This window comes from Serratia marcescens subsp. marcescens ATCC 13880 (genome assembly GCF_017299535.1).
Lineage (GTDB): Bacteria > Pseudomonadota > Gammaproteobacteria > Enterobacterales > Enterobacteriaceae > Serratia > Serratia marcescens.
Genome location: NZ_CP071238.1, coordinates 893142 through 916504, shown reverse-complemented (window position 1 = coordinate 916504; position 23363 = coordinate 893142). Strand labels below are relative to the sequence as shown.

At 55.5% G+C, this 23363-nt stretch carries 17 protein-coding genes, 2 tRNA genes, 3 rRNA genes and 1 other annotated feature; of the genes, 8 read left to right on the top strand and 14 right to left on the bottom strand.

Going from position 1 to position 23363, the window contains the following annotated elements; translation table 11 throughout:
* The first annotated feature begins 23 nt into the window (after positions 1-23).
* Positions 24-491, top strand: coding sequence for a ribonuclease HI (rnhA, locus tag J0F90_RS04245; RefSeq protein ID WP_004930193.1), 468 nt, complete (start codon positions 24-26; stop codon positions 489-491).
* On the opposite strand, the gene J0F90_RS04240 is transcribed toward rnhA, so the two are convergent.
* Positions 488-1207 (bottom strand): class I SAM-dependent methyltransferase, encoded by a 720-nt coding sequence (locus J0F90_RS04240; protein WP_016929004.1) that lies wholly within the window; start codon positions 1205-1207, stop codon positions 488-490. The genes rnhA and J0F90_RS04240 overlap by 4 nt on opposite strands.
* Before the next feature lie 44 nt (positions 1208-1251).
* On the opposite strand from J0F90_RS04240, the gene gloB reads away from it, so the two are divergent.
* Both gloB and mltD read left to right on the top strand, forming a co-directional pair.
* Positions 1252-2007, top strand: a complete 756-nt coding sequence (gloB, locus tag J0F90_RS04235) for a hydroxyacylglutathione hydrolase (protein WP_016929005.1) — start codon at positions 1252-1254, stop codon at positions 2005-2007.
* Positions 2008-2078: 71 nt separating this feature from the next.
* Complete coding sequence (gene mltD, locus J0F90_RS04230; RefSeq protein WP_103086433.1) at positions 2079-3461, top strand: murein transglycosylase D; 1383 nt, start codon at positions 2079-2081, stop codon at positions 3459-3461.
* A 51-nt stretch (positions 3462-3512) separates the two neighbouring features.
* Here mltD and J0F90_RS04225 read toward each other — a convergent pair whose 3' ends face one another.
* Together J0F90_RS04225 and J0F90_RS04220 are read right to left on the bottom strand one after the other, a co-directional pair.
* The gene (locus tag J0F90_RS04225) at positions 3513-4286 is read right to left on the bottom strand and encodes an endonuclease/exonuclease/phosphatase family protein (RefSeq protein WP_033641296.1); all 774 of its coding nucleotides are present in this window, start codon (positions 4284-4286) and stop codon (positions 3513-3515) included.
* 260 nt (positions 4287-4546) lie between these two features.
* The gene (locus J0F90_RS04220) at positions 4547-5722 is read right to left on the bottom strand and encodes an MFS transporter (RefSeq protein WP_033641295.1); all 1176 of its coding nucleotides are present in this window, start codon (positions 5720-5722) and stop codon (positions 4547-4549) included.
* 105 nt (positions 5723-5827) lie between these two features.
* Here J0F90_RS04220 and yafC point away from each other — a divergent pair, with 105 nt between their 5' ends.
* A complete protein-coding gene (yafC, locus tag J0F90_RS04215; RefSeq protein WP_004930183.1) occupies positions 5828-6715 on the top strand; it encodes a DNA-binding transcriptional regulator YafC in 888 nt (295 codons plus the stop codon).
* A gap of 47 nt (positions 6716-6762) precedes the next feature.
* Here the strand turns inward: yafC and dkgB are convergent, their stop codons facing one another.
* The 9 genes from dkgB to rluD form a co-directional block, all read right to left on the bottom strand.
* The gene (dkgB, locus tag J0F90_RS04210; RefSeq protein ID WP_016929009.1) at positions 6763-7566 is read right to left on the bottom strand and encodes a 2,5-didehydrogluconate reductase DkgB; all 804 of its coding nucleotides are present in this window, start codon (positions 7564-7566) and stop codon (positions 6763-6765) included.
* 210 nt (positions 7567-7776) lie between these two features.
* Positions 7777-7853: transfer RNA gene (locus J0F90_RS04205), tRNA-Asp, on the bottom strand.
* Between the two features lie 94 nt (positions 7854-7947).
* Positions 7948-8063, bottom strand: a 5S ribosomal RNA gene (rrf, locus tag J0F90_RS04200).
* A gap of 98 nt (positions 8064-8161) precedes the next feature.
* Positions 8162-11068: ribosomal RNA gene (locus J0F90_RS04195) — 23S ribosomal RNA — on the bottom strand.
* A gap of 239 nt (positions 11069-11307) precedes the next feature.
* Positions 11308-11383 (bottom strand) — tRNA-Glu (locus J0F90_RS04190).
* 88 nt (positions 11384-11471) lie between these two features.
* A 16S ribosomal RNA gene (locus J0F90_RS04185) occupies positions 11472-13013 on the bottom strand.
* The 16S, 23S and 5S rRNA genes sit together here with 2 tRNA genes alongside, the layout of an rRNA operon.
* Before the next feature lie 511 nt (positions 13014-13524).
* Positions 13525-16098: an ATP-dependent chaperone ClpB gene (gene clpB / locus J0F90_RS04180; RefSeq protein ID WP_025301647.1), complete on the bottom strand. Its 2574-nt coding sequence runs from the start codon at positions 16096-16098 to the stop codon at positions 13525-13527.
* A 130-nt stretch (positions 16099-16228) separates the two neighbouring features.
* On the bottom strand, positions 16229-16960 hold the full coding sequence (yfiH, locus tag J0F90_RS04175; RefSeq protein ID WP_033641294.1) for a purine nucleoside phosphorylase YfiH: 732 nt from the start codon (positions 16958-16960) through the stop codon (positions 16229-16231).
* The gene (gene rluD, locus J0F90_RS04170) at positions 16960-17937 is read right to left on the bottom strand and encodes a 23S rRNA pseudouridine(1911/1915/1917) synthase RluD (RefSeq protein WP_028127833.1); all 978 of its coding nucleotides are present in this window, start codon (positions 17935-17937) and stop codon (positions 16960-16962) included. Before rluD ends, yfiH begins: the two co-directional genes overlap by 1 nt.
* A gap of 131 nt (positions 17938-18068) precedes the next feature.
* On the opposite strand from rluD, the gene bamD reads away from it, so the two are divergent.
* From bamD to pheA, 4 genes are all read left to right on the top strand, one after another.
* Positions 18069-18800, top strand: a complete 732-nt coding sequence (bamD, locus tag J0F90_RS04165; protein ID WP_004932456.1) for an outer membrane protein assembly factor BamD — start codon at positions 18069-18071, stop codon at positions 18798-18800.
* Between the two features lie 312 nt (positions 18801-19112).
* Positions 19113-19454, top strand: coding sequence for a ribosome-associated translation inhibitor RaiA (raiA, locus tag J0F90_RS04160; protein ID WP_004932457.1), 342 nt, complete (start codon positions 19113-19115; stop codon positions 19452-19454).
* A 122-nt stretch (positions 19455-19576) separates the two neighbouring features.
* Positions 19577-19703, top strand: a sequence feature (Phe leader region).
* Positions 19578-19625: a hypothetical protein gene (locus J0F90_RS04155; protein WP_101428074.1), complete on the top strand. Its 48-nt coding sequence runs from the start codon at positions 19578-19580 to the stop codon at positions 19623-19625. Its footprint overlaps the feature before it by 48 nt.
* Before the next feature lie 42 nt (positions 19704-19745).
* On the top strand, positions 19746-20903 hold the full coding sequence (pheA, locus tag J0F90_RS04150; protein WP_033641293.1) for a bifunctional chorismate mutase/prephenate dehydratase: 1158 nt from the start codon (positions 19746-19748) through the stop codon (positions 20901-20903).
* 54 nt (positions 20904-20957) lie between these two features.
* On the opposite strand, the gene tyrA is transcribed toward pheA, so the two are convergent.
* Positions 20958-22079: a bifunctional chorismate mutase/prephenate dehydrogenase gene (gene tyrA / locus J0F90_RS04145; RefSeq protein ID WP_033641292.1), complete on the bottom strand. Its 1122-nt coding sequence runs from the start codon at positions 22077-22079 to the stop codon at positions 20958-20960.
* Positions 22080-22082: 3 nt separating this feature from the next.
* Positions 22083-23159, bottom strand: coding sequence for a 3-deoxy-7-phosphoheptulonate synthase (locus tag J0F90_RS04140; RefSeq protein ID WP_033641291.1), 1077 nt, complete (start codon positions 23157-23159; stop codon positions 22083-22085).
* Between the last annotated feature and the right edge of the window lie 204 nt (positions 23160-23363).

Below are 23363 nucleotides of genomic sequence, written 5' to 3'. Positions count from 1 at the left end.
CTGATAGGAAGAGTCTACCAGAGATGCTCAAACAGGTAGAAATTTTCACCGACGGCTCCTGCCTTGGCAACCCCGGCCCCGGTGGCTACGGCGCGATACTACGCTATAAGCAGACGGAAAAAACCTTCAGCGAAGGATTTCGTCTGACCACCAATAACCGCATGGAAATGATGGCGGCGATCGTGGCGCTGGAAGCGCTGACCGTCCCCTGCGCCGTGACGCTCAGCACCGACAGCCAGTACGTGCGCCAGGGCATCACCAGCTGGATCCATAACTGGAAGAAACGCGGTTGGAAAACCGCCGACAAAAAACCGGTCAAAAATGTCGATCTGTGGCAGCGGCTGGATCAGGCCATTCAGCGCCACGAGGTGAAATGGGAATGGGTCAAGGGCCACGCCGGCCATCCGGAGAACGAACGTTGTGACGTGCTGGCGCGCGAAGCGGCCGGCAAACCGACGCAGGAAGACGTCGGTTACCAACCGGAAGCCTAAGGCAGCTTGCGATAGCTCTTGGTCGCGCCCACCGCGCGGCTGAGAGACGGCTTTCTCGCCCCCAGTTTCATCGGCGTAGGCGTCAGCGGCAAGGTGCGCTTACGCGCCACAATCACGCTCATGCAGCCCAGCGCCGGCAAATGGGTACATAAAAACTTGCCGCCCTTGCGGTGCCACGGCAGCACGTGAAAACGCGCCTGGTGCAACACCTCGTAATTCAGCAGGCTGAGCCAATCCAGCAGCCGCATCTGGGTAAACATGCGGCTGACATAGGGCTGGCGGCGACGCAACCCGGGCACCAGCTTGCCCAATCCCAGCAGGCTGAACGGATTGAAGCTGCTGATGACCAACCAGCCGTCGTCGATCAACACCCTGTCCACTTCACGCAGCATGCGGTGCGGATCGTCCGCATAGGACAGCGTATGCGCCAGCAGGCAGGCATCTACCGACTTGGCGGCGAACGGCAGTTGATAAGCATCGGCGACCACCTGCAGCCCTTCCCCCTCCAGCCCTACGTTAACCTGGTGGGAGATTGCGCATTTGTCCGTGGCCAGCTCGGCGCTGAGCATGCCCATCTTCAGCAGATGGAAACCGAACAGCTTGGGCCACCAGGGTTGCAACTGCCGCTCGAGCGCTTCACGATAGTACTCCCCCCACGGCAGCTCAGCCCAGGACTGCGGGCCGGTGAGCTTTTGTAGAGTATGGGCTGGTTTCATGATTTATTATCTTCTTTCAAGCCGTTGCCAACGAGAGGTACACCATGAATCTTATCAGCATTCCCGCCTTCCAGGACAATTACATTTGGTTATTGGATGACCGACAGGGGCGCTGCATTATCGTCGATCCGGGTGAAGCGCAGCCGGTACTTGAAGCGTTGCAGCGCCTGCAGCTGGCGCCGGCGGCGATCCTGCTGACCCACCATCATCACGATCACGTCGGCGGCGTGGCGCAGATCGTGGCGCAGTATCCCGGCCTGGCCGTCTATGGGCCGCAAGAAACCGCGGACAAAGGCGCCAACCACATCGTCCGCGATGGCGACACCTTTGACATCGATGGCCGCCACTACAAGACTATCGCCGTTCCCGGTCATACGTTGGGCCATGTGGCATTCTATAGTGCCCCTTATCTGTTCTGCGGCGACACCATTTTCTCCGCCGGCTGCGGCAGGCTGTTTGAAGGCACCGCCAAACAAATGTACGACTCATTTCAACAACTCGCGCAACTTCCCGATAACACCTTAATTTGCTGCGCGCATGAATATACTCTTTCAAATCTTAAGTTTGCGCGGGCTATTTTGCCGGAAGATCGAGAGATTGAAACATATCAACAACATGTTGAAGCGTTAAGGGCAAAAGGCCAAGCCAGCGTGCCGACTACATTGCAATTAGAGCGCAAAATTAACCTATTTTTACGCTGCCATGACACTGATTTACAAAAGAAATTAGGCTTTAATTCACCACCCCAAAGCCTTCATTCAGTTTTTTCCGAATTACGCCTGCGGAAAGATAACTTCTAAGCTTTTAGTTGTGTTATTTGGCGAAGCAAAGTATTATTGCTCGTCTTTTAAGCAACTACATTGACACACACATGAAGGCTAAAGCGATATTTCTCGCCTCAGTCTTGCTAGTGGGTTGCCAGTCGTCCAGGCAGGACGCACCGGCGCCAGAACAGCATGCACAGAGTTTGTCTTCGGCTGGTCAAGATGGTGAAGCAGGAGAGTACACAGCAAATGGCCGAGCGAGCTCGGCGCGGTGGTTGGATAACAACAGTCCCGCCGCGCAACAGGACCTGTGGAACTTCATTAGCGACGAGCTGAAGATGGAGGTTCCGGAAAATTCCCGGATCCGTGATCAGAAAAGAAAGTACTTAAAAAGTAAGAGCTATCTCCACGATGTAACATTACGGGCAGAGCCGTACATGTACTGGATAGTCGGGCAGATTAAGAAACGTAATATGCCGATGGAACTGGTACTGCTACCCATAGTGGAGAGCGCTTTTGACCCACACGCCACGTCAAGTGCCAACGCCGCAGGGCTATGGCAAATCGTGCCGCAAACGGGTCGCAATTATGGTTTGAAAAACAATCAGTGGTATGACGGTCGACGCGATGTCGTCGCCTCAACAACCGCTGCGCTTAACATGATGCAGCGCTTGAACCGCATGTTTAACGGCGACTGGTTACTGACCGTAGCCGCCTATAACAGTGGTGAAGGCCGCGTGATGCAAGCGGTGAAGGCAAACAAACGCCAGGGTAAGCCAACCAATTTCTGGGCATTGTCGCTTCCGCGTGAAACGTCAATCTATGTCCCGAAAATGCTGGCGCTGAGCGACATCATCAAGAACAGCAAGAAGTACGGCGTGAAACTCCCGAAAACGGATGAAACCCGTGCGCTGGCGCGTATTGATGTCGGACAGCAGATCCAGCTGACTCAGGCGGCTGAGATGGCAGGACTTTCAGTCACCAAGATGAAAGCGTATAACCCAGGCTACAAAAAAGGCGTTACGGCACCCAACGGGCCCCATTACATCATGGTTCCCAAAGGACATGCCGAGCAACTGAAAGACTCGCTGGCCGATGGCCAGATCGCCGTGACTCAGCCAACGACGCAGTTGGCGAAGAACAGCGGTTTGACCGGTGGCAGTTCGTATAAAGTGCGCTCCGGCGACACCTTATCGGGCATTGCCAAGCGGCTGAACGTTAAGACCAGCGATTTGCAGAGTTGGAACAACTTACGCGCCAAGAGCGCCATAAAAGTTGGGCAAACCCTGCAAGTGGCCAGCAATACTGGCAATAACAGCAGTATCACCTACCAGGTTCGTAAAGGTGATTCGCTCGCCAGTATCGCACGTCGTCACGGCGTCGATATTAACGACGTGATGCGTTGGAATTCAACGCTCGCCAAAGGCAACCTGCAGCCAGGTCTGAAGCTGACCCTGTTTGTCGGCAACAAGCTAACGCCGGATACCTAAGTTTCCGGCACAAAAAAGCACCCTGCGGGGTGCTTTTTTATTACCTGCGATTCACCAGACGGGAGAGTCTTTTTCCGGGTGGAACTCCACCAACAACGGATTGTGATCCGACGCGCTGGTCACCAATACCGACGCCTCCACCACCCCCAGATTGCGGTAAAATACGAAATCCAGCGGACGGCCGAAGGCCTTGCGGCGATGATCGTCGGCGAAGCTCACTTCGCGCAGCGCCATATCTCCGGCGAAGTCATACAGCGCATTGATGCGCTTGCGGCTCCAGGCGTTGAAGTCCCCGGCCATGATCACCGGCCCCCGGTGGCTGGCGATCTGCTCACCGATTGGCCCCAGTTGCTTGCTGTAGACGTCGACGCCCAGGCTAAAGTTCACCGCATGGATGTTCACCACCATCAACAGCTCGCCGTTGTACAGCGGATAAACGGTGATCAGGGCCGACTTGGACAGCCGCAGCAGCGGCTCTCGCTCGCGCAGCGGGCAACAGTAAACAGGATGAGCGGCCGCCAGCGTCATCACGCCGGAAGGGTGCTGCGGCAGCACAAAGGCCGGTACCTGATCGGCCGCCAGGTAGTTGGCGGTAGCGTAGCTCACCAGCTCCGGCGTGGTTTGCGCCTCTTGCAACAGCACCAGTTGCGCGTCTTTGCCATGGTTTTTCAGCACCGAAAGCCAGTCGGCTCGCTGCTGTTTGAAAATATTCCACACCATAACGCGCAAGGCGCCGGTCGTCGGCAGCGCCGCCCCTGGCGGCAACGGCTGGTTAACGGCGCCAGGAAAGATTCGCTCAACTGGCTGACCTGCAACATACCGCATTGCATAAGTTCGTTTCGGCACGCGATTCGCCTATTACCCAGTAACATGAAAACTGGCGATGAAGACTCGCCAACGATGAATTGATTATACGCCTACCCCGCATAGAGGGCATGGCTTTTGCGGGCATCACCTTTTCAGTTATAGGGGCCACCTGCAGCGATTTCAATCTTCTGACGGTATAGCTGTGTAAAGGTGGGGGATAATAGGTGAAAAATGCGAAAAGGCCCGCAAAACGCGGGCCAGGCAGTAATAGTTGCCTATCAAGCTGTTTGCCGCTGAGACTTTTTATCCAGACGGCCACTGAGGCTAACCAGCAACAATGCAACCACCACGATCAGCGCGCCAATCCAGGGGGTCTGCGCCAGCCCCAGCGAGGCAACGGTCTGACCGCCAATCACCGAACCAAGCGCAATGCCGATGTTGAACGCCGCGATGTTGAGACCGGACGCCACATCCACCGCATTTGGCGTGTATTGTGCGGCTTTTTGTACCACATAGACCTGCAGCCCCGGCACGTTGCCGAAAGCGAACACGCCCATCGCAATCACCGTCAGCAAAGCGGCGATACTGTGGCTGGCGGTAAACTGAAACACCAGTAACAAAACGGCCAACGCGGCAAAGATAAAGCTCAAGGCACGCACCGCCCCATGGCGATCGGCCAGCTTGCCCCCCCAGATGTTACCCACCGCCACCGCGACACCATAAGCCAACAGTATCCAGCTCACGGTCGGAGCAGAGAAGCCCGCCAGTTCCTGCATCATGGGCGCAAGGAAGGTAAAGGTCGTGAAGACCCCGCCGTATCCCAATGCGGTAATTGCGTAAATCAGCAGCAGACGAGGATGAGTCAGTACTTTCATCTGTTCCCGCACGCCGGCGCTGCCCTGGTTCTTGATATTGTTCGGCACCAGAATAATGCTGGCCACCGTAGCGACCGCGCCAATCAGAGAAACGGCCAGGAAGGTTTCACGCCAGCCAAACTGCTGGCCGATGAACGTCCCTAACGGTACGCCGGTCACCAGCGCCACCGTCAGGCCACCAAACATGATGGCGATGGCGGAAGCCGCCTTCTCTTTCGCCACCAGGCTCGTCGCGATAGTGGAGCCGATAGAGAAGAACACGCCGTGCGCCAGGCCGGTCAACAACCGGGCAATCACCAGCGATTCATAGCTGGGTGATTGCCAGGCCAGCAGGTTGCCGAGAGTGAACAGCGCCATCAGGCCAACCAGCAGCAGCTTGCGCGGTATACGGCTGGTCAGGGCCGTCAGCACCGGCGCGCCAATGGCCACGCCGAGGGCATAGATAGTCACCAGCAATCCAGCGGACGGTACGTTCACCCCAAGCTGTTCCGCGATAGTCGGGATCAACCCGACAATCACGAACTCGGTCGTGCCGATAGCAAAAGCGCTGATGGTTAAGGCAAGTAATGCGAGTGGCATTTTTTACTCCGAAATAGCATTCAAGTTGATGACGGCTATTATCGGCCTATGCTTAAATGATAAAAATGCTCAAAATTTCAAATTAACTTTGCTATCGGAGCAAAAATGAAAGCAAACTCAGACGAGCTGATCACCTTTGTCACCGTAGTGGAAAGCGGCAGCTTCAGCCGGGCGGCCGAACGCCTGGAACAAGCGAACTCCGTAGTCAGCCGAACGGTGAAAAAACTGGAAAGCAAACTGGGCGTGACGTTGCTCAACCGCACCACGCGCCAAATCAGCCTGACTCAGGAAGGAGAGAATTACTTTCGCCAAGTGCAGAAGGTACTGAACGACATGGCCGCGGCGGAAAATGCGCTGATGGAAAGCCGCCAGCGTCCGCAAGGCCTGCTGCGCGTCGACGCGGCAACGCCGGTGGTGCTGCACATGCTGACGCCTTTAGTGGCGGAGTTCCGCGAACGTTATCCTGAAATGTCGCTATCGCTGGTGTCTTCGGAAAACTTTATCAATTTGATCGAGCGAAAAGTGGATATCGCAATCCGCGTAGGCGAACTGACCGATTCCACGCTGAAAGCACGCAAACTGATGACCAGCTATCGGCATGTGCTCGCCTCTCCCGCCTATCTGGCTCAACACGGCACGCCGCTAACGGTAGAAGATCTTGCACATCACTGCTGCATCGGCTTCAACGACCTGCCCAGCCTGAACCGCTGGCCGCTGGCTTGTTCAGATGGCAGCCAGTTGGAAATCACCCCAGGCTTGACCACCAATAGCGGAGAAACCCAGCGCCATCTCTGTCTGCATGGCAACGGTATCGCCTGCCTGTCGGACTTTATGAGCGACGAAGATATCAAACGTGGAGATTTGGTTCCGATTCTGGTGGAAGCGACACTGCCGGTCGCCATGCCGATCAACGCGGTTTATTACAGCGACAGCGCCGTCAGCAACCGTCTGCGCAGCTTTATTGATTTTGTGAGTGAATACCTGAAACGATAAAAAAGGCGCCCCGATGGGCGCCTTATGCTGACTACTGCGAGGAATGATTAATCCCAGTTTGGCGCCAGACCTTCCGGGCTAACCAGACGGCCGTTGCACTCCAGTGCGGCAATCTGCGCCATATCTTCGTCGGTCAGCGTCAGTTGCTGCGCCAACAGGTTGCTCGCCAGGTTTTCACGCTTGGTCGAGGAAGGAATAACTGCATAGCCCAGCTTCAATGCCCAAGCCAGGACAACCTGTGCTGGAGTTGCATTGTGACGAGCGGCGATGCTTTTGATCGTTTCATCCTGCAGCGCTTTGCCGTAGGCCAACGTCATGTAAGAGGTGATGGCGATGCCGTGCTGCTGCGCGAATTCTACCACCTTGCGGTTCTGCAAGAACGGTGACAGCTCGATTTGGTTGGTGGCGATTTCATCGGCGCCAATCGCGTCAATCGCTTGCTGCATCAAATCGATGGTGAAGTTAGATACGCCAATTTGGCGAGTCAGTCCCAGCTTTTTCGCTTCCAGCAGCTCAGCCATAAATTCGGCAACCGGCACTTCGTCGTTGGGTGACGGCCAGTGGATCAGCGTCAGATCAACGTAGGACGTTTGCAGTTTTTTCAGGCTTTCTTGCAGGCTTGGGATCAGCGCGCCTTTCGCCAGGTTCGCGATCCAAATCTTGGTGGTGATGAACAGGTCTTCACGTTTCACGCCGCTGGCAGCGATAGCCTGGCCAACAGCCGCTTCGTTTTCATAGATCTGCGCGGTATCGATAGTGCGATAGCCCAGCTCGAGTGCGGTGCTGACAGAATCGATAACAACCTGATCCTGAAGGCGGAAAGTACCTAAACCAAATGCAGGGATGCTCATAATGTTTTCTCTCATTAACAGGTAGATGTGGTATGAGGAAGATTATGGCAACTTTTTTATTGATCAAAAACGCCTGGTTCGGCATAAGACTTTTGATCTAACGGCAACAATATGGGGGTAAGGCGGTAAGGAAGGACAATTCCGGCCTGAAAAGCGCAAAATGCAGATATGAAAAAGCCCTGAGTCGAGACTCAGGGCTTATCAATTAAGTGGCGGAACGGACGGGGCTCGAACCCGCGACCCCCTGCGTGACAGGCAGGTATTCTAACCAACTGAACTACCGCTCCACCGATTCTTTTACGTTGCATCTTTCGATGCCGGCAACATCGCGTTCTGCGATTTGCGCATTACCAGTCGTCACACTGATAACGTTTATTTGATGCCTGGCAGTGTCCTACTCTCGCATGGGGAGACCCCACACTACCATCGGCGCTACGGCGTTTCACTTCTGAGTTCGGCATGGGGTCAGGTGGGACCACCGCGCTATTGCCGCCAGGCAAATTCGTTTCATTCCAACCGCTTCACTTCCGTCAAGCCATCAGAACCAATCTCGGAACTTCGCTGAAAATCTCTCTAAAAACACCTTCGGTGTTGTAAGGTTAAGCCTCACGGATCATTAGTACTGGTTAGCTCAATGCATCGCTGCACTTACACACCCAGCCTATCAACGTCTTAGTCTTAAACGTTCCTTCAGGGGCCTTAAAGGCCCAGGGAAGACTCATCTTGAGGCAAGTTTCGCGCTTAGATGCTTTCAGCGCTTATCTTTTCCGCACTTAGCTACCGGGCAATGCCATTGGCATGACAACCCGAACACCAGTGGTGCGTTCACTCCGGTCCTCTCGTACTAGGAGCAACCCCTCTCAATCTTCCAACGCCCACGGCAGATAGGGACCGAACTGTCTCACGACGTTCTAAACCCAGCTCGCGTACCACTTTAAATGGCGAACAGCCATACCCTTGGGACCTACTTCAGCCCCAGGATGTGATGAGCCGACATCGAGGTGCCAAACACCGCCGTCGATATGAACTCTTGGGCGGTATCAGCCTGTTATCCCCGGAGTACCTTTTATCCGTTGAGCGATGGCCCTTCCATTCAGAACCACCGGATCACTAAGACCTACTTTCGTACCTGCTCGAGCCGTCACTCTCGCAGTCAAGCTAGCTTATGCCTTTGCACTAACCTCACGATGTCCGACCGTGATTAGCTAACCTTCGTGCTCCTCCGTTACTCTTTGGGAGGAGACCGCCCCAGTCAAACTACCCACCAGACACTGTCCTCACCCCGGATCACGGGGCCGAGTTAGAACATCAAACATTAAAGGGTGGTATTTCAAGGATGGCTCCACGCAGACTGGCGTCCACGCTTCAAAGCCTCCCACCTATCCTACACATCAAGGCTCAATGTTCAGTGTCAAGCTATAGTAAAGGTTCACGGGGTCTTTCCGTCTTGCCGCGGGTACACTGCATCTTCACAGCGAGTTCAATTTCACTGAGTCTCGGGTGGAGACAGCCTGGCCATCATTACGCCATTCGTGCAGGTCGGAACTTACCCGACAAGGAATTTCGCTACCTTAGGACCGTTATAGTTACGGCCGCCGTTTACTGGGGCTTCGATCAAGAGCTTCGCCTTGCGGCTGACCCCATCAATTAACCTTCCAGCACCGGGCAGGCGTCACACCGTATACGTCCACTTTCGTGTTTGCACAGTGCTGTGTTTTTATTAAACAGTTGCAGCCAGCTGGTATCTTCGACTGGCTTCAGCTCCATCCGCAAGGGACTTCACCTACATGCCAGCGTGCCTTCTCCCGAAGTTACGGCACCATTTTGCCTAGTTCCTTCACCCGAGTTCTCTCAAGCGCCTTGGTATTCTCTACCTGACCACCTGTGTCGGTTTGGGGTACGATTTAATGTTACCTGGAGCTTAGAGGATTTTCCTGGAAGCAGGGCATCAACTACTTCTGCACCGTAGTGCATCGTCATCACGCCTCAGGGTTAGCATGCAACCGGATTTACCAGGTCACACCCCCTACACGCTTAAACCGGGACAACCGTCGCCCGGCCAGCCTAGCCTTCTCCGTCCCCCCTTCGCAGTAACACCAAGTACAGGAATATTAACCTGTTTCCCATCGACTACGCTTTTCAGCCTCGCCTTAGGGGTCGACTCACCCTGCCCCGATTAACGTTGGACAGGAACCCTTGGTCTTCCGGCGAGCGGGCTTTTCACCCGCTTTATCGTTACTTATGTCAGCATTCGCACTTCTGATACCTCCAGCAACCCTCACAGGCCACCTTCAACGGCTTACAGAACGCTCCCCTACCCAACAACGCTAAGCGTCGCTGCCGCAGCTTCGGTGCATGGTTTAGCCCCGTTACATCTTCCGCGCAGGCCGACTCGACCAGTGAGCTATTACGCTTTCTTTAAATGATGGCTGCTTCTAAGCCAACATCCTGGCTGTCTATGCCTTCCCACATCGTTTCCCACTTAACCATGACTTTGGGACCTTAGCTGGCGGTCTGGGTTGTTTCCCTCTTCACGACGGACGTTAGCACCCGCCGTGTGTCTCCCGTGATAACATTCTTCGGTATTCGGAGTTTGCATCGGTTTGGTAAGCCGGGATGGCCCCCTAGCCGAAACAGTGCTCTACCCCCGAAGATGAGTTCACGAGGCGCTACCTAAATAGCTTTCGGGGAGAACCAGCTATCTCCCGGTTTGATTGGCCTTTCACCCCCAGCCACAAGTCATCCGCTAATTTTTCAACATTAGTCGGTTCGGTCCTCCAGTTAGTGTTACCCAACCTTCAACCTGCCCATGGCTAGATCACCGGGTTTCGGGTCTATACCTTGCAACTAATCGCCCAGTTAAGACTCGGTTTCCCTACGGCTCCCCTATACGGTTAACCTTGCTACAAAATATAAGTCGCTGACCCATTATACAAAAGGTACGCAGTCACACCACGAAGGTGCTCCCACTGCTTGTACGTACACGGTTTCAGGTTCTATTTCACTCCCCTCGCCGGGGTTCTTTTCGCCTTTCCCTCACGGTACTGGTTCACTATCGGTCAGTCAGGAGTATTTAGCCTTGGAGGATGGTCCCCCCATATTCAGACAGGATGTCACGTGTCCCGCCCTACTCATCGAACTCACGACCTGTGCATTTTAGTGTACGGGGCTATCACCCTTTGCTGCGCGACTTTCCAGACGCTTCCACTAACACACAAGCCGATTCAGGTTCTGGGCTCCTCCCCGTTCGCTCGCCGCTACTGGGGGAATCTCGGTTGATTTCTTTTCCTCGGGGTACTTAGATGTTTCAGTTCCCCCGGTTCGCCTCATGCCACTATGTATTCATGACATGATAATGTGTCGAAACACACTGGGTTTCCCCATTCGGGTATCGCCGGTTATAACGGTTCATATCACCTTACCGACGCTTTTCGCAGATTAGCACGCCCTTCATCGCCTCTGACTGCCTAGGCATCCACCGTGTACGCTTAGTCACTTAACCTCACAACCCGAAGATGTTTCCATCGTTCGCGCTGCAAACATTTGAGAGACTCTATGACAGGTTACTCTTTATCCCAATACGTCTACGGAGGGATAAATTTCAGCCGTCATGTTTCAATTTTCAGCTTGTTCCAGATTGTTAAAGAGCAATATCTTAAACATGACTCGGAAGTCATCTTTAAGATATGGTGTATCGTCAGATACTTGAGACCGCCGCTTTCACCGGGTGGGTCGGAAGCTTGGCGTCCCCTAGGGGATTCGAACCCCTGTTACCGCCGTGAAAGGGCGGTGTCCTAGGCCTCTAGACGAAGGGGACACGACACCGTACTTTTATGACGCTTTTGCTCGTTACTTTTTCATCAGACAATCTGTGTGAGCACGCCACTCGAACTAATATCTTTAGGTAAGGAGGTGATCCAACCGCAGGTTCCCCTACGGTTACCTTGTTACGACTTCACCCCAGTCATGAATCACAAAGTGGTAAGCGCCCTCCCGAAGGTTAAGCTACCTACTTCTTTTGCAACCCACTCCCATGGTGTGACGGGCGGTGTGTACAAGGCCCGGGAACGTATTCACCGTAGCATTCTGATCTACGATTACTAGCGATTCCGACTTCATGGAGTCGAGTTGCAGACTCCAATCCGGACTACGACATACTTTATGAGGTCCGCTTGCTCTCGCGAGGTCGCTTCTCTTTGTATATGCCATTGTAGCACGTGTGTAGCCCTACTCGTAAGGGCCATGATGACTTGACGTCATCCCCACCTTCCTCCAGTTTATCACTGGCAGTCTCCTTTGAGTTCCCGGCCGAACCGCTGGCAACAAAGGATAAGGGTTGCGCTCGTTGCGGGACTTAACCCAACATTTCACAACACGAGCTGACGACAGCCATGCAGCACCTGTCTCAGAGTTCCCGAAGGCACCAATCCATCTCTGGAAAGTTCTCTGGATGTCAAGAGTAGGTAAGGTTCTTCGCGTTGCATCGAATTAAACCACATGCTCCACCGCTTGTGCGGGCCCCCGTCAATTCATTTGAGTTTTAACCTTGCGGCCGTACTCCCCAGGCGGTCGATTTAACGCGTTAGCTCCGGAAGCCACGCCTCAAGGGCACAACCTCCAAATCGACATCGTTTACAGCGTGGACTACCAGGGTATCTAATCCTGTTTGCTCCCCACGCTTTCGCACCTGAGCGTCAGTCTTCGTCCAGGGGGCCGCCTTCGCCACCGGTATTCCTCCAGATCTCTACGCATTTCACCGCTACACCTGGAATTCTACCCCCCTCTACGAGACTCTAGCTTGCCAGTTTCAAATGCAGTTCCCAGGTTGAGCCCGGGGATTTCACATCTGACTTAACAAACCGCCTGCGTGCGCTTTACGCCCAGTAATTCCGATTAACGCTTGCACCCTCCGTATTACCGCGGCTGCTGGCACGGAGTTAGCCGGTGCTTCTTCTGCGAGTAACGTCAATTGATGAACGTATTAAGCTCACCACCTTCCTCCTCGCTGAAAGTGCTTTACAACCCGAAGGCCTTCTTCACACACGCGGCATGGCTGCATCAGGCTTGCGCCCATTGTGCAATATTCCCCACTGCTGCCTCCCGTAGGAGTCTGGACCGTGTCTCAGTTCCAGTGTGGCTGGTCATCCTCTCAGACCAGCTAGGGATCGTCGCCTAGGTGAGCCATTACCCCACCTACTAGCTAATCCCATCTGGGCACATCTGATGGCAAGAGGCCCGAAGGTCCCCCTCTTTGGTCTTGCGACGTTATGCGGTATTAGCTACCGTTTCCAGTAGTTATCCCCCTCCATCAGGCAGTTTCCCAGACATTACTCACCCGTCCGCCGCTCGTCACCCAGGGAGCAAGCTCCCCTGTGCTACCGCTCGACTTGCATGTGTTAAGCCTGCCGCCAGCGTTCAATCTGAGCCATGATCAAACTCTTCAATTAAAAGCTTGATTTGCTTCCACTCGAGAAGCGATGCTCAAAGATTTACTGCATGAATTTTACTTCAGTTAGTCACTCTTCAAGACTTGATATTTTTTTGCATCCGAAGATGCTGGATATCGTCTTGTGGAGTGCCCACACAGATTGTCTGATAAATTGTTAAAGAGCAGCGCCGAGAAACTCATCGGCGCGGGCTGCGTATACTACGCTTTTCGCCCGGAGAGTCAAGCGTTTATTTCGCTTTCTTCTCGCTGACCCGGCGGCTTGTCAGTCGTTGTTCCCGGTCAGTGGAGGCGCATTATAGGGAGTTCTCGGCGGGCCGCAACCCCTAAATGCAAAAAACTTTTCAAGCGTTCAAATAATCACCAAAAACGGTTTTTTAGGATATTTATTAGTCAAAAAACACCGGTTCTAGCACAGTAATAGCGGCAAACCCTGTAAATAGGGACAAACGAAGATAAAGAAAAGGGAGCGGTCACCCGCTCCCTTTCATCTTTATTACGCTTAACTGTCGTTATTGGCGTGCAACGATATGGTCGTTTTCCACATCCAGCGTTACCAGCTTGCCGGGGATCAGCTTGCCAGACAGGATTTGCTGCGCCAGCGGGTTCTCGATCTCCTGCTGAATAGCACGTTTCAACGGACGCGCACCATACACAGGGTCGTAACCGGTTTTGCTCAACAGTGCCAGGGCCGGCTCGGTCATGGTCACTTCGTAACCGCGCTCTTCCAAACGTTTGTACAGACGCGACAGCTGAATCTTGGCGATCGCAGCGATGTGTTTCTCGCCCAGCGGATGGAACACCACCACTTCGTCGATACGGTTGATGAACTCCGGACGGAAGTGGTGACTCACCATCTCCATCACCGACTCTTTCATCTGCGCGTAGTTCATCTGACCGAAATGCTCCTGGATCAGATCGGACCCCAGGTTGGACGTCATGATCACTACAGTATTGCGGAAATCGACGGTGCGGCCTTGACCATCGGTCAGGCGGCCGTCATCCAACACCTGCAACAGAATATTGAATACGTCCGGGTGCGCTTTCTCGACTTCATCCAGCAGAATCACCGAGTAAGGCCGGCGGCGCACGGCTTCCGTCAGGTAGCCGCCCTCTTCATAGCCGACATAACCCGGAGGCGCGCCGACCAGACGCGAAACGGAGTGTTTCTCCATAAACTCGGACATGTCGATACGCACCATGGCGTCGTCGCTGTCGAACAGGAACGAAGCCAGTGCCTTGCAGAGCTCGGTTTTCCCCACCCCGGTCGGGCCAAGGAACAGGAACGAACCGATCGGCCGGTTAGGATCGGACAACCCGGCGCGGCTGCGGCGGATAGCGTTAGAGACCGCGCTGACCGCTTCGTCCTGGCCAATCACTCGCGAATGCAGCTCTTGCTCCAGACGCAGCAGCTTGTCGCGCTCGCCTTCCAGCATTCTGGCCACCGGGATCCCTGTGGCGCGCGCCAGCACTTCAGCAATCTCCGCATCGGTCACCCGGTTGCGCAGCAGCTTCATGCTCTTGCCTTCGGCCTGCGTGGCGGCGGCGAGCTGTTTCTCCAGCTCAGGGATCTTGCCGTACTGCAGTTCCGACATCCGCCCCAGATCGCCGACGCGGCGCGCCTGCTCCAGGGTGATTTTGGCCTGCTCGAGTTCCGCCTTGATGTTCTGAGTACCGGAGAGCGACGCTTTTTCCGCTTTCCACTCTTCTTCCAGCTCCGAATATTCGCGTTCTTTCTGCCCCAGCTCATCGCTGAGCATGTCCAGGCGTTTCTTACTGGCGTCGTCCGACTCTTTATTCAGCGCCTGCTGTTCCAGCTTCAACTGAATGATGCGGCGCTCAAGCCGATCGAGCGATTCAGGCTTGGAGTCCATCTGCATGCGAATGCTGGACGCCGCTTCGTCGATCAGGTCGATAGCCTTGTCCGGCAATTGACGATCGGCGATATAACGGTGCGAAAGCGTTGCCGCCGCCACGATGGCCGGATCGGTGATCTGCACGTGGTGGTGCAGTTCGTAACGCTCTTTCAGGCCGCGCAGAATAGCGATAGTGTCTTCCACGCTCGGCTCCGCCACATACACTTTCTGGAAACGACGCTCGAGCGCCGCATCCTTCTCTATATATTGACGATACTCATCCAGCGTGGTGGCACCGACGCAGTGCAGCTCGCCGCGCGCCAGCGCCGGCTTGAGCATATTACCCGCATCCATCGCGCCATCCGCCTTACCGGCGCCGACCATGGTGTGCAGTTCGTCGATAAACAGGATAACGCTGCCTTCCTGCTTGGCCAGATCGTTGAGCACGCCTTTCAGACGCTCTTCAAACTCGCCGCGGTATTTGGCGCCGGCGATCAAGGCGCCCATATCGAGGGACAATACGCGCTTGTGCTTCAGCCCTTCCGGCACTTCGCCGTTGATGATGCGCTGCGCCAGGCCTTCGACGATGGCGGTTTTACCTACGCCAGGTTCACCGATCAGCACCGGGTTGTTTTTGGTGCGGCGTTGCAGCACCTGAATGGTGCGACGGATCTCTTCGTCACGGCCGATCACCGGGTCAAGCTTGCCCTGCTCGGCGCGTTCGGTCAGATCGATCGTGTATTTCTTCAATGCCTGCCGTTGGTCTTCGGCGCCTTGGTCTTCCACGCTGTCACCGCCTCTCATTTGTTCAATGGCTTTGCTGATTTTGTCGGCCGTCGCGCCGGCCGCTTTCAACAAGTCGGTCAACGAACCGCGGTCTTCCAGCACCGCAAGCACAAACAGCTCGGAAGAAATGAATTTGTCCGCGCGCTTCTGCGCCAGCTTGTCGCACAGGTTCAAAACGCGCACCAGCTCATGGGACGGTTGAACGTCGCCACCGGTGCCTTCTACCTGCGGTAAACGGGACAGCGCCTGTTCGATTTCGGTGCGCACGCGCCCGGCATCGATACCTGCGGAAGTTAATAGTGGACGAACCGTGCCCCCTTCCTGATTGAGCAGGGCGCTCATCAGATGTAGCGGTTCAATAAACTGGTTGTCGTGCCCAAGGGCTAGTGACTGGGCATCGGCGAGGGCAAGCTGGAATTTGTTGGTAAGACGATCCAGACGCATAACACCTCCAAGATGGGTCGAAATTGCTACTGGAGATTAAATGAGGTCATCCCTCAAATTTTCAAGGTTATCTCGACGCTAAATTTTCGGTACAACGCCATGCGTCGTTGGATCGTCCTAATTCAATAGGTTATATCAGCCAGATTAAACTTGCCAGACGTCCGGTTATTCCGTCGCGCCGATAGGAGAAAAAATGGCTCATTTCGTTAACCGTACAGCGGTCGCCGCCGTAGATGGCCTGAACGCCCGCACGCAACAAGCGTTGGCGAGCCAGCAAGTAGATATTAGCCAAAAACTTATCGCCGTGCGGGGTAAATGCCGCTGCGGCCTCAGCGTCTTCCGCCATGAAAGCGGCGCGCACCTCCGGCCCGACCTCAAACTGCTGCGGGCCGATCGCCGGCCCCAGCCAGGCGCTAATTTGGCCCGGCGCGGCGCTGAACGCCGCCACGGTTTGCTCCAGCACGCCGTGGCATAGCCCACGCCAGCCGGCGTGAGCGGCGGCCACTTCGTCGCCGTGCTGCGAGCAGAACAGCACCGGCAGACAATCCGCCGTCATCACGGCACACACCTGCCCCGGCTCGTTGCTGTACACCGCATCCGCCCGCAGATCGGCGGGCGCTTGTCCCGTCAACGTCACCACGCGAGTGCCGTGCACCTGCTCGAGCCACACCGGCATCTGCGGCAAGCCGGCGGCGATAACCAATCGTTCCCGATTGCGCTTCACCGCTTGCTCCTCGTCACCGACGTGAGCGCCGAGGTTCAGCGAGTCATAAGGCGGCAGGCTGACGCCGCCGTGACGCGTGGTGCTGCAGGCCTTAACGCCGGCAGGCAACGGCCAGTCAGGCAGAATGAGCGAGCTCATTACCAGTCCATCTGATCTTTGAATTCTTCGGTGTCCGCCTTCAGCGCGTTGATCAGATCGACCATGTCCTGCGGCAGCGGCGCATGCCACTCCATCTGAATACCGCTAATCGGATGATACAAACGCAGCATAGTGGCGTGCAGCGCCTGACGGTCAAAACCGCGCAGCGTATTGATGAAGGCTTCCGAAGCGCCTTTCGGCGGACGCGGACGACCGCCGTACAGCGGATCGCCCACCAGCGGATGGCTGATATAGGCCATGTGCACGCGGATCTGGTGAGTACGGCCGGTTTCCAGGCGCAGGCGCAGGCGGGTATGTGCGCGGAAGTGTTCCATGATGCGGTAGTGCGTTACCGCTGGTTTACCCATCGGGTGCACCGCCATATGGGTACGCTTGGTGGAATGACGCGCGATAGGCTCTTCTACCGTGCCGCCGGCGGTCATGGTGCCGATCGCCACTGCTTCGTATTCACGGGTGATTTCACGCGCCTGCAGCGCTTCCACCAGCCGGGTTTGGGCCGGCACGGTTTTCGCCACCACCATCAGGCCGGTGGTGTCTTTGTCCAGACGGTGCACGATGCCGGCGCGCGGCACGTCGGCGATTTCCGGGTAATGATACAGCAGCGCATTGAGCACCGTGCCGTCCGGGTTACCGGCGCCAGGGTGCACCACCAAATCGCGCGGTTTGTTGATCACCAGGATGTCGCTGTCTTCATAGACGATATCCAGCGCGATATCCTGTGGCTCCCAACGCGCCTCTTCTTCAATCTGTGCATCGATGGCGACGGTCTCTCCGCCCAGCACCTTCTCTTTCGGTTTGTTTGACGTTTTGCCATTGACCTTCACCCGATCGCCCAGGATCCACTCTTTTATGCGAGATCGTGAATAATCAGGGAACAATTCGGCCAAAGCCTGATCTAAACGTTGTCCGAGTTGAGATTCGGCCACCGTTGCGGTGAGTTGTACTTGTTGTGCCATATGCAGCTTCTTCGTTAACGTTGGGTTTTCACGGCGATGCCGTTTAATATAATGTGCTATTGTACCTGGTCTTTGTCGGGAGCTTAACGGACAGTCTCCCGGAATAACACCCTGAGGATAATCAAAACGTCATGACGCGTATGAAATATCTGGTGGCGGCAGCCACGTTGAGCCTGGCGCTGGCAGGTTGCTCCACATCCAAGGATGCGGTTCCCGACAACCCACCTTCGGAAATCTATGCTACCGCGCAGCAAAAACTGCAGGACGGTAACTTCAAGGGCGCGATTACGCAACTCGAAGCGTTAGATAACCGCTATCCTTTCGGGCCGTATTCCCAGCAGGTCCAGCTGGATTTGATTTACGCCTACTATAAGGCCGCCGACTTGCCGATGGCTCAGGCATCCATCGATCGCTTCATGCGTCTGAACCCGACGCACCCGAACATCGATTACGTGATGTACATGCGCGGCCTGACCGACATGGCGCTTGATGACAGCGCGCTGCAGGGCTTCTTCGGGGTTGACCGTTCTGACCGCGATCCTCAGCACGCTCGCGCTGCGTTCCGCGACTTCAGCCAGTTGATTCAGCAATACCCGAACAGCCAATACGCGACCGACGCCAACAAGCGTTTGGTGTATCTGAAAGACCGCTTGGCCAAGTATGAGCTTTCGGTGGCGGAATACTACACTAAACGCGGTGCTTACGTCGCGGTCGTTAATCGCGCCGAGCAGATGTTGCGTGAATTCCCGGATACCAAAGCGACGCACGACGTGTTGCCGCTGATGGAAAATGCCTACAAGCAGCTGCAGCTGAACGGCCAGGCTGACAAAGTGGCCAAAGTGATCGCCGCCAACCCGCAATAAGCGCGCGTCGGCAACGGCAGAAAAGCAAAACGGCAGCCTCGGCTGCCGTTTTCATTGGCGTCGACCTGGTTTTCACTGGAAAAATACACAAGTAAAAACACGGTGTTAGCTAGTGCTCCTCACCGGTCAACTCATCAATAATGCGCCATCCGGCGACAACTCTCAAGCATTAGATAGCCAATTCAAATGCTGAATCACAGATTGAACTAACTTTGCAAAAAGTGACAAAAAATCGTGATTTACATCACGCATTTAAACAAAAAGCGGGGTATGCTGGATTCACCAAGACGGAAAGACAGAGAGGTAAGTTATATGACATTGAACATTACCAGCAAACAAATGGATATCACTCCCGCAATCCGCAATCACGTCGAAGACCGTCTCACCAAACTGGAAAAATGGCAGACCCAGCTGATTAACCCGCATATCGTCTTATCCAAAGAACCGCAAGGGTTTGTCGCCGATGCTACCATTACCACGCCTAACGGCCCGCTGGTCGCCAGCGCCAAACATGATGACATGTATACCGCCGTTAATGAGCTGATCGCCAAGCTGGAGCGCCAGCTGAACAAGGTGCAGCACAAAGGCGAAGCGCGCCGCTGCAATGCCAGCGTGAAAGACATCGTGCCGGAAGTCACGCAAGAGCAGGAATAACCGTCCGACTGCGGTTGCCGCATCAAACGCGCCCGAGGGCGCGTTTTTTGTCGGGTATTTTTGTTGACGGGGTAAAAGCCAGCGGTTACTTTAAAACCTGTTCGCATTAACCTTAGGTAGACCATGCCACGCACACCGTTTTTCTTCGCATTCTTTTTTACCTTCCCCTGACTGGGAGGCGTTTCGTCGTGTAAGAAAGAATGCGAAGACGAACAACAAGGCCTCCTGGAAACAGGAGGCTTTTTTTATGGCTGTTTTACAACGAATAAGAATTGAAGGCGGAAGCTGATTATGACTGACAACCCGTTATTGGTGCTGCGCGAGCGCATCAGCGCACTGGACTTGAAACTGTTGGCCCTCCTGGCGGAACGCCGTGAACTGGCGATCGAAGTCGGCAAGACCAAGCTGCACTCTCACCGTCCGATCCGCGACAAAGAGCGCGAACGCGATCTGCTGGATGCGCTGATCGCCGCCGCCAAACCCTACGACCTGGACGGCTTCTACGTCACCCGCCTGTTCCAACTGATTATCGAAGATTCCGTCCTGACCCAGCAGGCGCTGCTGCAGCACCAGCTCAACCCTGTCAGCCAACACGCCGCACGCATCGCCTTCCTCGGCCCGAAAGGCTCTTATTCACATCTGGCGGCACGCCAATATGCCGCCCGCCATTTCGATCGGCTGATCGAATGCGGTTGCCAGAAGTTTCAGGATATCTTCGCCCAGGTGGAAACCGGCCAGGCGGACTACGCAATTTTGCCGATCGAGAATACCAGTTCCGGTTCGATTAACGAGGTGTACGATCTGCTGCAGCACACCAGCCTGTCGATCGTCGGCGAACTGACCAACCCGATCGACCACTGTGTTCTGGTGGCCGGCGATAGCGACCTGAGCCAGATTGAAACCGTCTACAGCCATCCGCAGCCGTTCCAACAGTGCAGCCAGTTCCTTAACCGCTTCCCGCACTGGAAAATCGAGTACACCGAAAGCACCGCCGCGGCGATGGAGAAAGTCGCCAAGCTGAATTCGCCGAAGGTGGCGGCGCTGGGCAGCGAGGCCGGCGGCGCGTTGTACGGGCTGCAGGTGCTGGAACACAACCTCGCCAACCAGCAGCAGAACATCACTCGCTTCATCGTCCTGGCGCGCAAAGCGATCGACGTATCTGAACAGGTGCCGGCCAAAACCACGCTGATTATGGCGACCGGCCAGCAATCCGGCGCGTTGGTCGAAGCGCTGCTGGTTCTGCGCGACAACGGCATCATCATGACCAAACTGGAATCACGCCCGATCAACGGCAATCCGTGGGAAGAGATGTTTTATATCGATGTGCAAGCCAATCTGCGTGCCGACGCGATGCAAAAAGCGCTGCGCGATCTGGCGCCAATCACCCGCTCGCTGAAGGTACTGGGCTGTTACCCAAGCGACACCGTGGTGCCGGTCAACCCATCCTGAAACCATAAAAAAAGGTTCGGCCAAGCCGAACCCTTTACGTTTACCGCCCGCGTTTTACTGTCGGCTGTCGTTAGCCTGCCGCAACAGCGTGCGGCTCTCCACCAGGAAGCGTTGGGCGTAATCGCCGAACCAGTGCTCCACCTTGCGGAAACTGTCGATAAACGCCTGTTTGTCGCCATGCTCCAACAGCTTGATCGCCTCGCCGAAGCGCTGGTAGTAACGCTTAATCAGCGCCACGTTTTCTTCCGACGACATGATGATATCGGCGTAAAGTTGCGGATCCTGCGCAAACAGGCGGCCAACCATCGCCAGCTCCAACCGGTAGATCGGCGAGGAGAGCGCCAGCAACTGCTCCAGTTGCACGTTCTCTTCCGCCAGATGCAACCCGTAGGCGAAGGTGGCGAAGTGCCGCAGCGCCTGAATAAACGCCATGTTCTGATCGTGTTCGACCGCGCTGATGCGATGCAGCCGCGCGCCCCACACCTGCAGCTGCTCAAGCAACCATTGGTAAGCCTCCGGCTGGCGGCCGTCGCAGTAAACCACTACCTGCTTCGCCACGCTGCCCACGTCCGGGCCGAACATCGGGTGCAATCCCACCACAGGGCCGCTGTGCGCCGCCAACATCGCATGCAGCGGACGGTTCTTCACCGACGCCAAATCCACCAGAATACAGTCGGCAGGCAGCGTCGGCAGGCGGCTTATCACCTGCTCGGTCACATGGATCGGCACGCTGACGATCACCATGCCGGCGTCTGCCAGCAGCTGTTCCGCCTGCGGCCAATCTTCCTGATCCAATACCCTGACCTGATAACCCGACAGCGTCAGCAAGCGGTTGAACAGCCGGCCCATCTGGCCGTTGCCGCCGATGATGACGATCGGCCGCAGCTGCGGACACAGAGTTTTAAAGCCTTTATCATTCTCGCTGACGTACGATTCGCGCATCACGCGGCGCAAGACGTCCTCGATCAGATCCGGCGGCACCCCGAGGTTTTCCGCCTCCTGGCGACGCGAGGCCAGCATCGCGGCTTCGCGCTCCGGTACGTAAACCGGCAGGCCATGACGGCTTTTGACTTCGCCCACTTCCGCTACCAGATGCAGGCGTTTCGCCAGCAGATCCAGCAACGCTTTATCCACCTCATCGATTTGATCGCGCAGCGCGGTCAGTTCTGCCACCATAACTTACTTTTCTCCCGTGCGAGCCGTCAGCGCAGCGCCGAGTTCCTGATGCATATGACGCAGCAGAGTTTCCGTACTCTCCCAGTTGATGCAGGCATCGGTGACGGACACCCCGTAACGCATGTCTGCACGCGGCTGTTCGGAAGACTGGTTGCCCTCATGCAGATGGCTCTCCAGCATGATGCCGGTGATCGAACGGTTACCCGCCTTGATCTGCTCCACCACGGACTCGGCAACCGCAGGCTGACGGCGATAGTCTTTATTCGAGTTGCCATGGCTGCAATCTATCATCAAGGACGGATGGAGTCCCGCCTCAAGCATCTGTTTTTCACAGGCCGCAACGTGCTCAGCGCTGTAGTTCGGGGTTTTGCCGCCGCGCAGGATCACGTGTCCGTCCGGGTTGCCCTGCGTCTGCAGCAGGCAAACCTGGCCTGCCTGGTTGATGCCGACGAAGCGGTGCGGCATAGCGGCGGCGCGCATGGCGTTGATGGCGGTACCCAAGCTGCCGTCGGTGCCGTTTTTGAAGCCGACCGGCATCGACAGGCCGGAGGCCATTTCGCGGTGCGTCTGAGATTCGGTGGTGCGCGCACCGATCGCCGACCAGCTGAACAAGTCCCCCAGGTACTGCGGGCTGTTCGGATCCAACGCTTCGGTAGCCAACGGCAAGCCCATGCCCACTAAATCCAGCAACAGGCGACGCGCGATATGCAAGCCTGCTTCAACGTCAAACGAACCGTCCATGTACGGATCATTGATCAAACCTTTCCAGCCGACAGTGGTTCTGGGTTTTTCAAAGTAGACGCGCATAACGATATACAGCTGATCGCTCAAGTCAGCCGCCAGGGTTTTCAAACGACGGGCGTAGTCCAGCGCCGCGTCCGGATCGTGGATCGAACAAGGCCCGCATACCACCAACAGGCGATGATCGCGCCCCTGCAAAATGTTGGCGATAGTGTTGCGCGCAGTGGCGATCTCATTTTCGTCGTCGGCGCTGAGCGGGAACTGGTTCTTCAGCTCCTCCGGCGTGATGAGAATCTGTTCTGCACTGATGTGTACGTTATTGAGCGCGTCTTTTTGCATGATGCTATTCCTGTCGTTTGGCGTTATGCGTTGAAATGGAACATTGAGCGTTTCAGGGCTCTACCCTATCACGATATGTAAAGTTTTCAATCCATTTCCCGTAAATAAAAAATTACCGCAATTATCCTGATTAAATCACCTTTGAAAAAGAGTTGGAAAAACCAATTAAAATGCAATAAATACATGAACTTAATAAATCAAAAA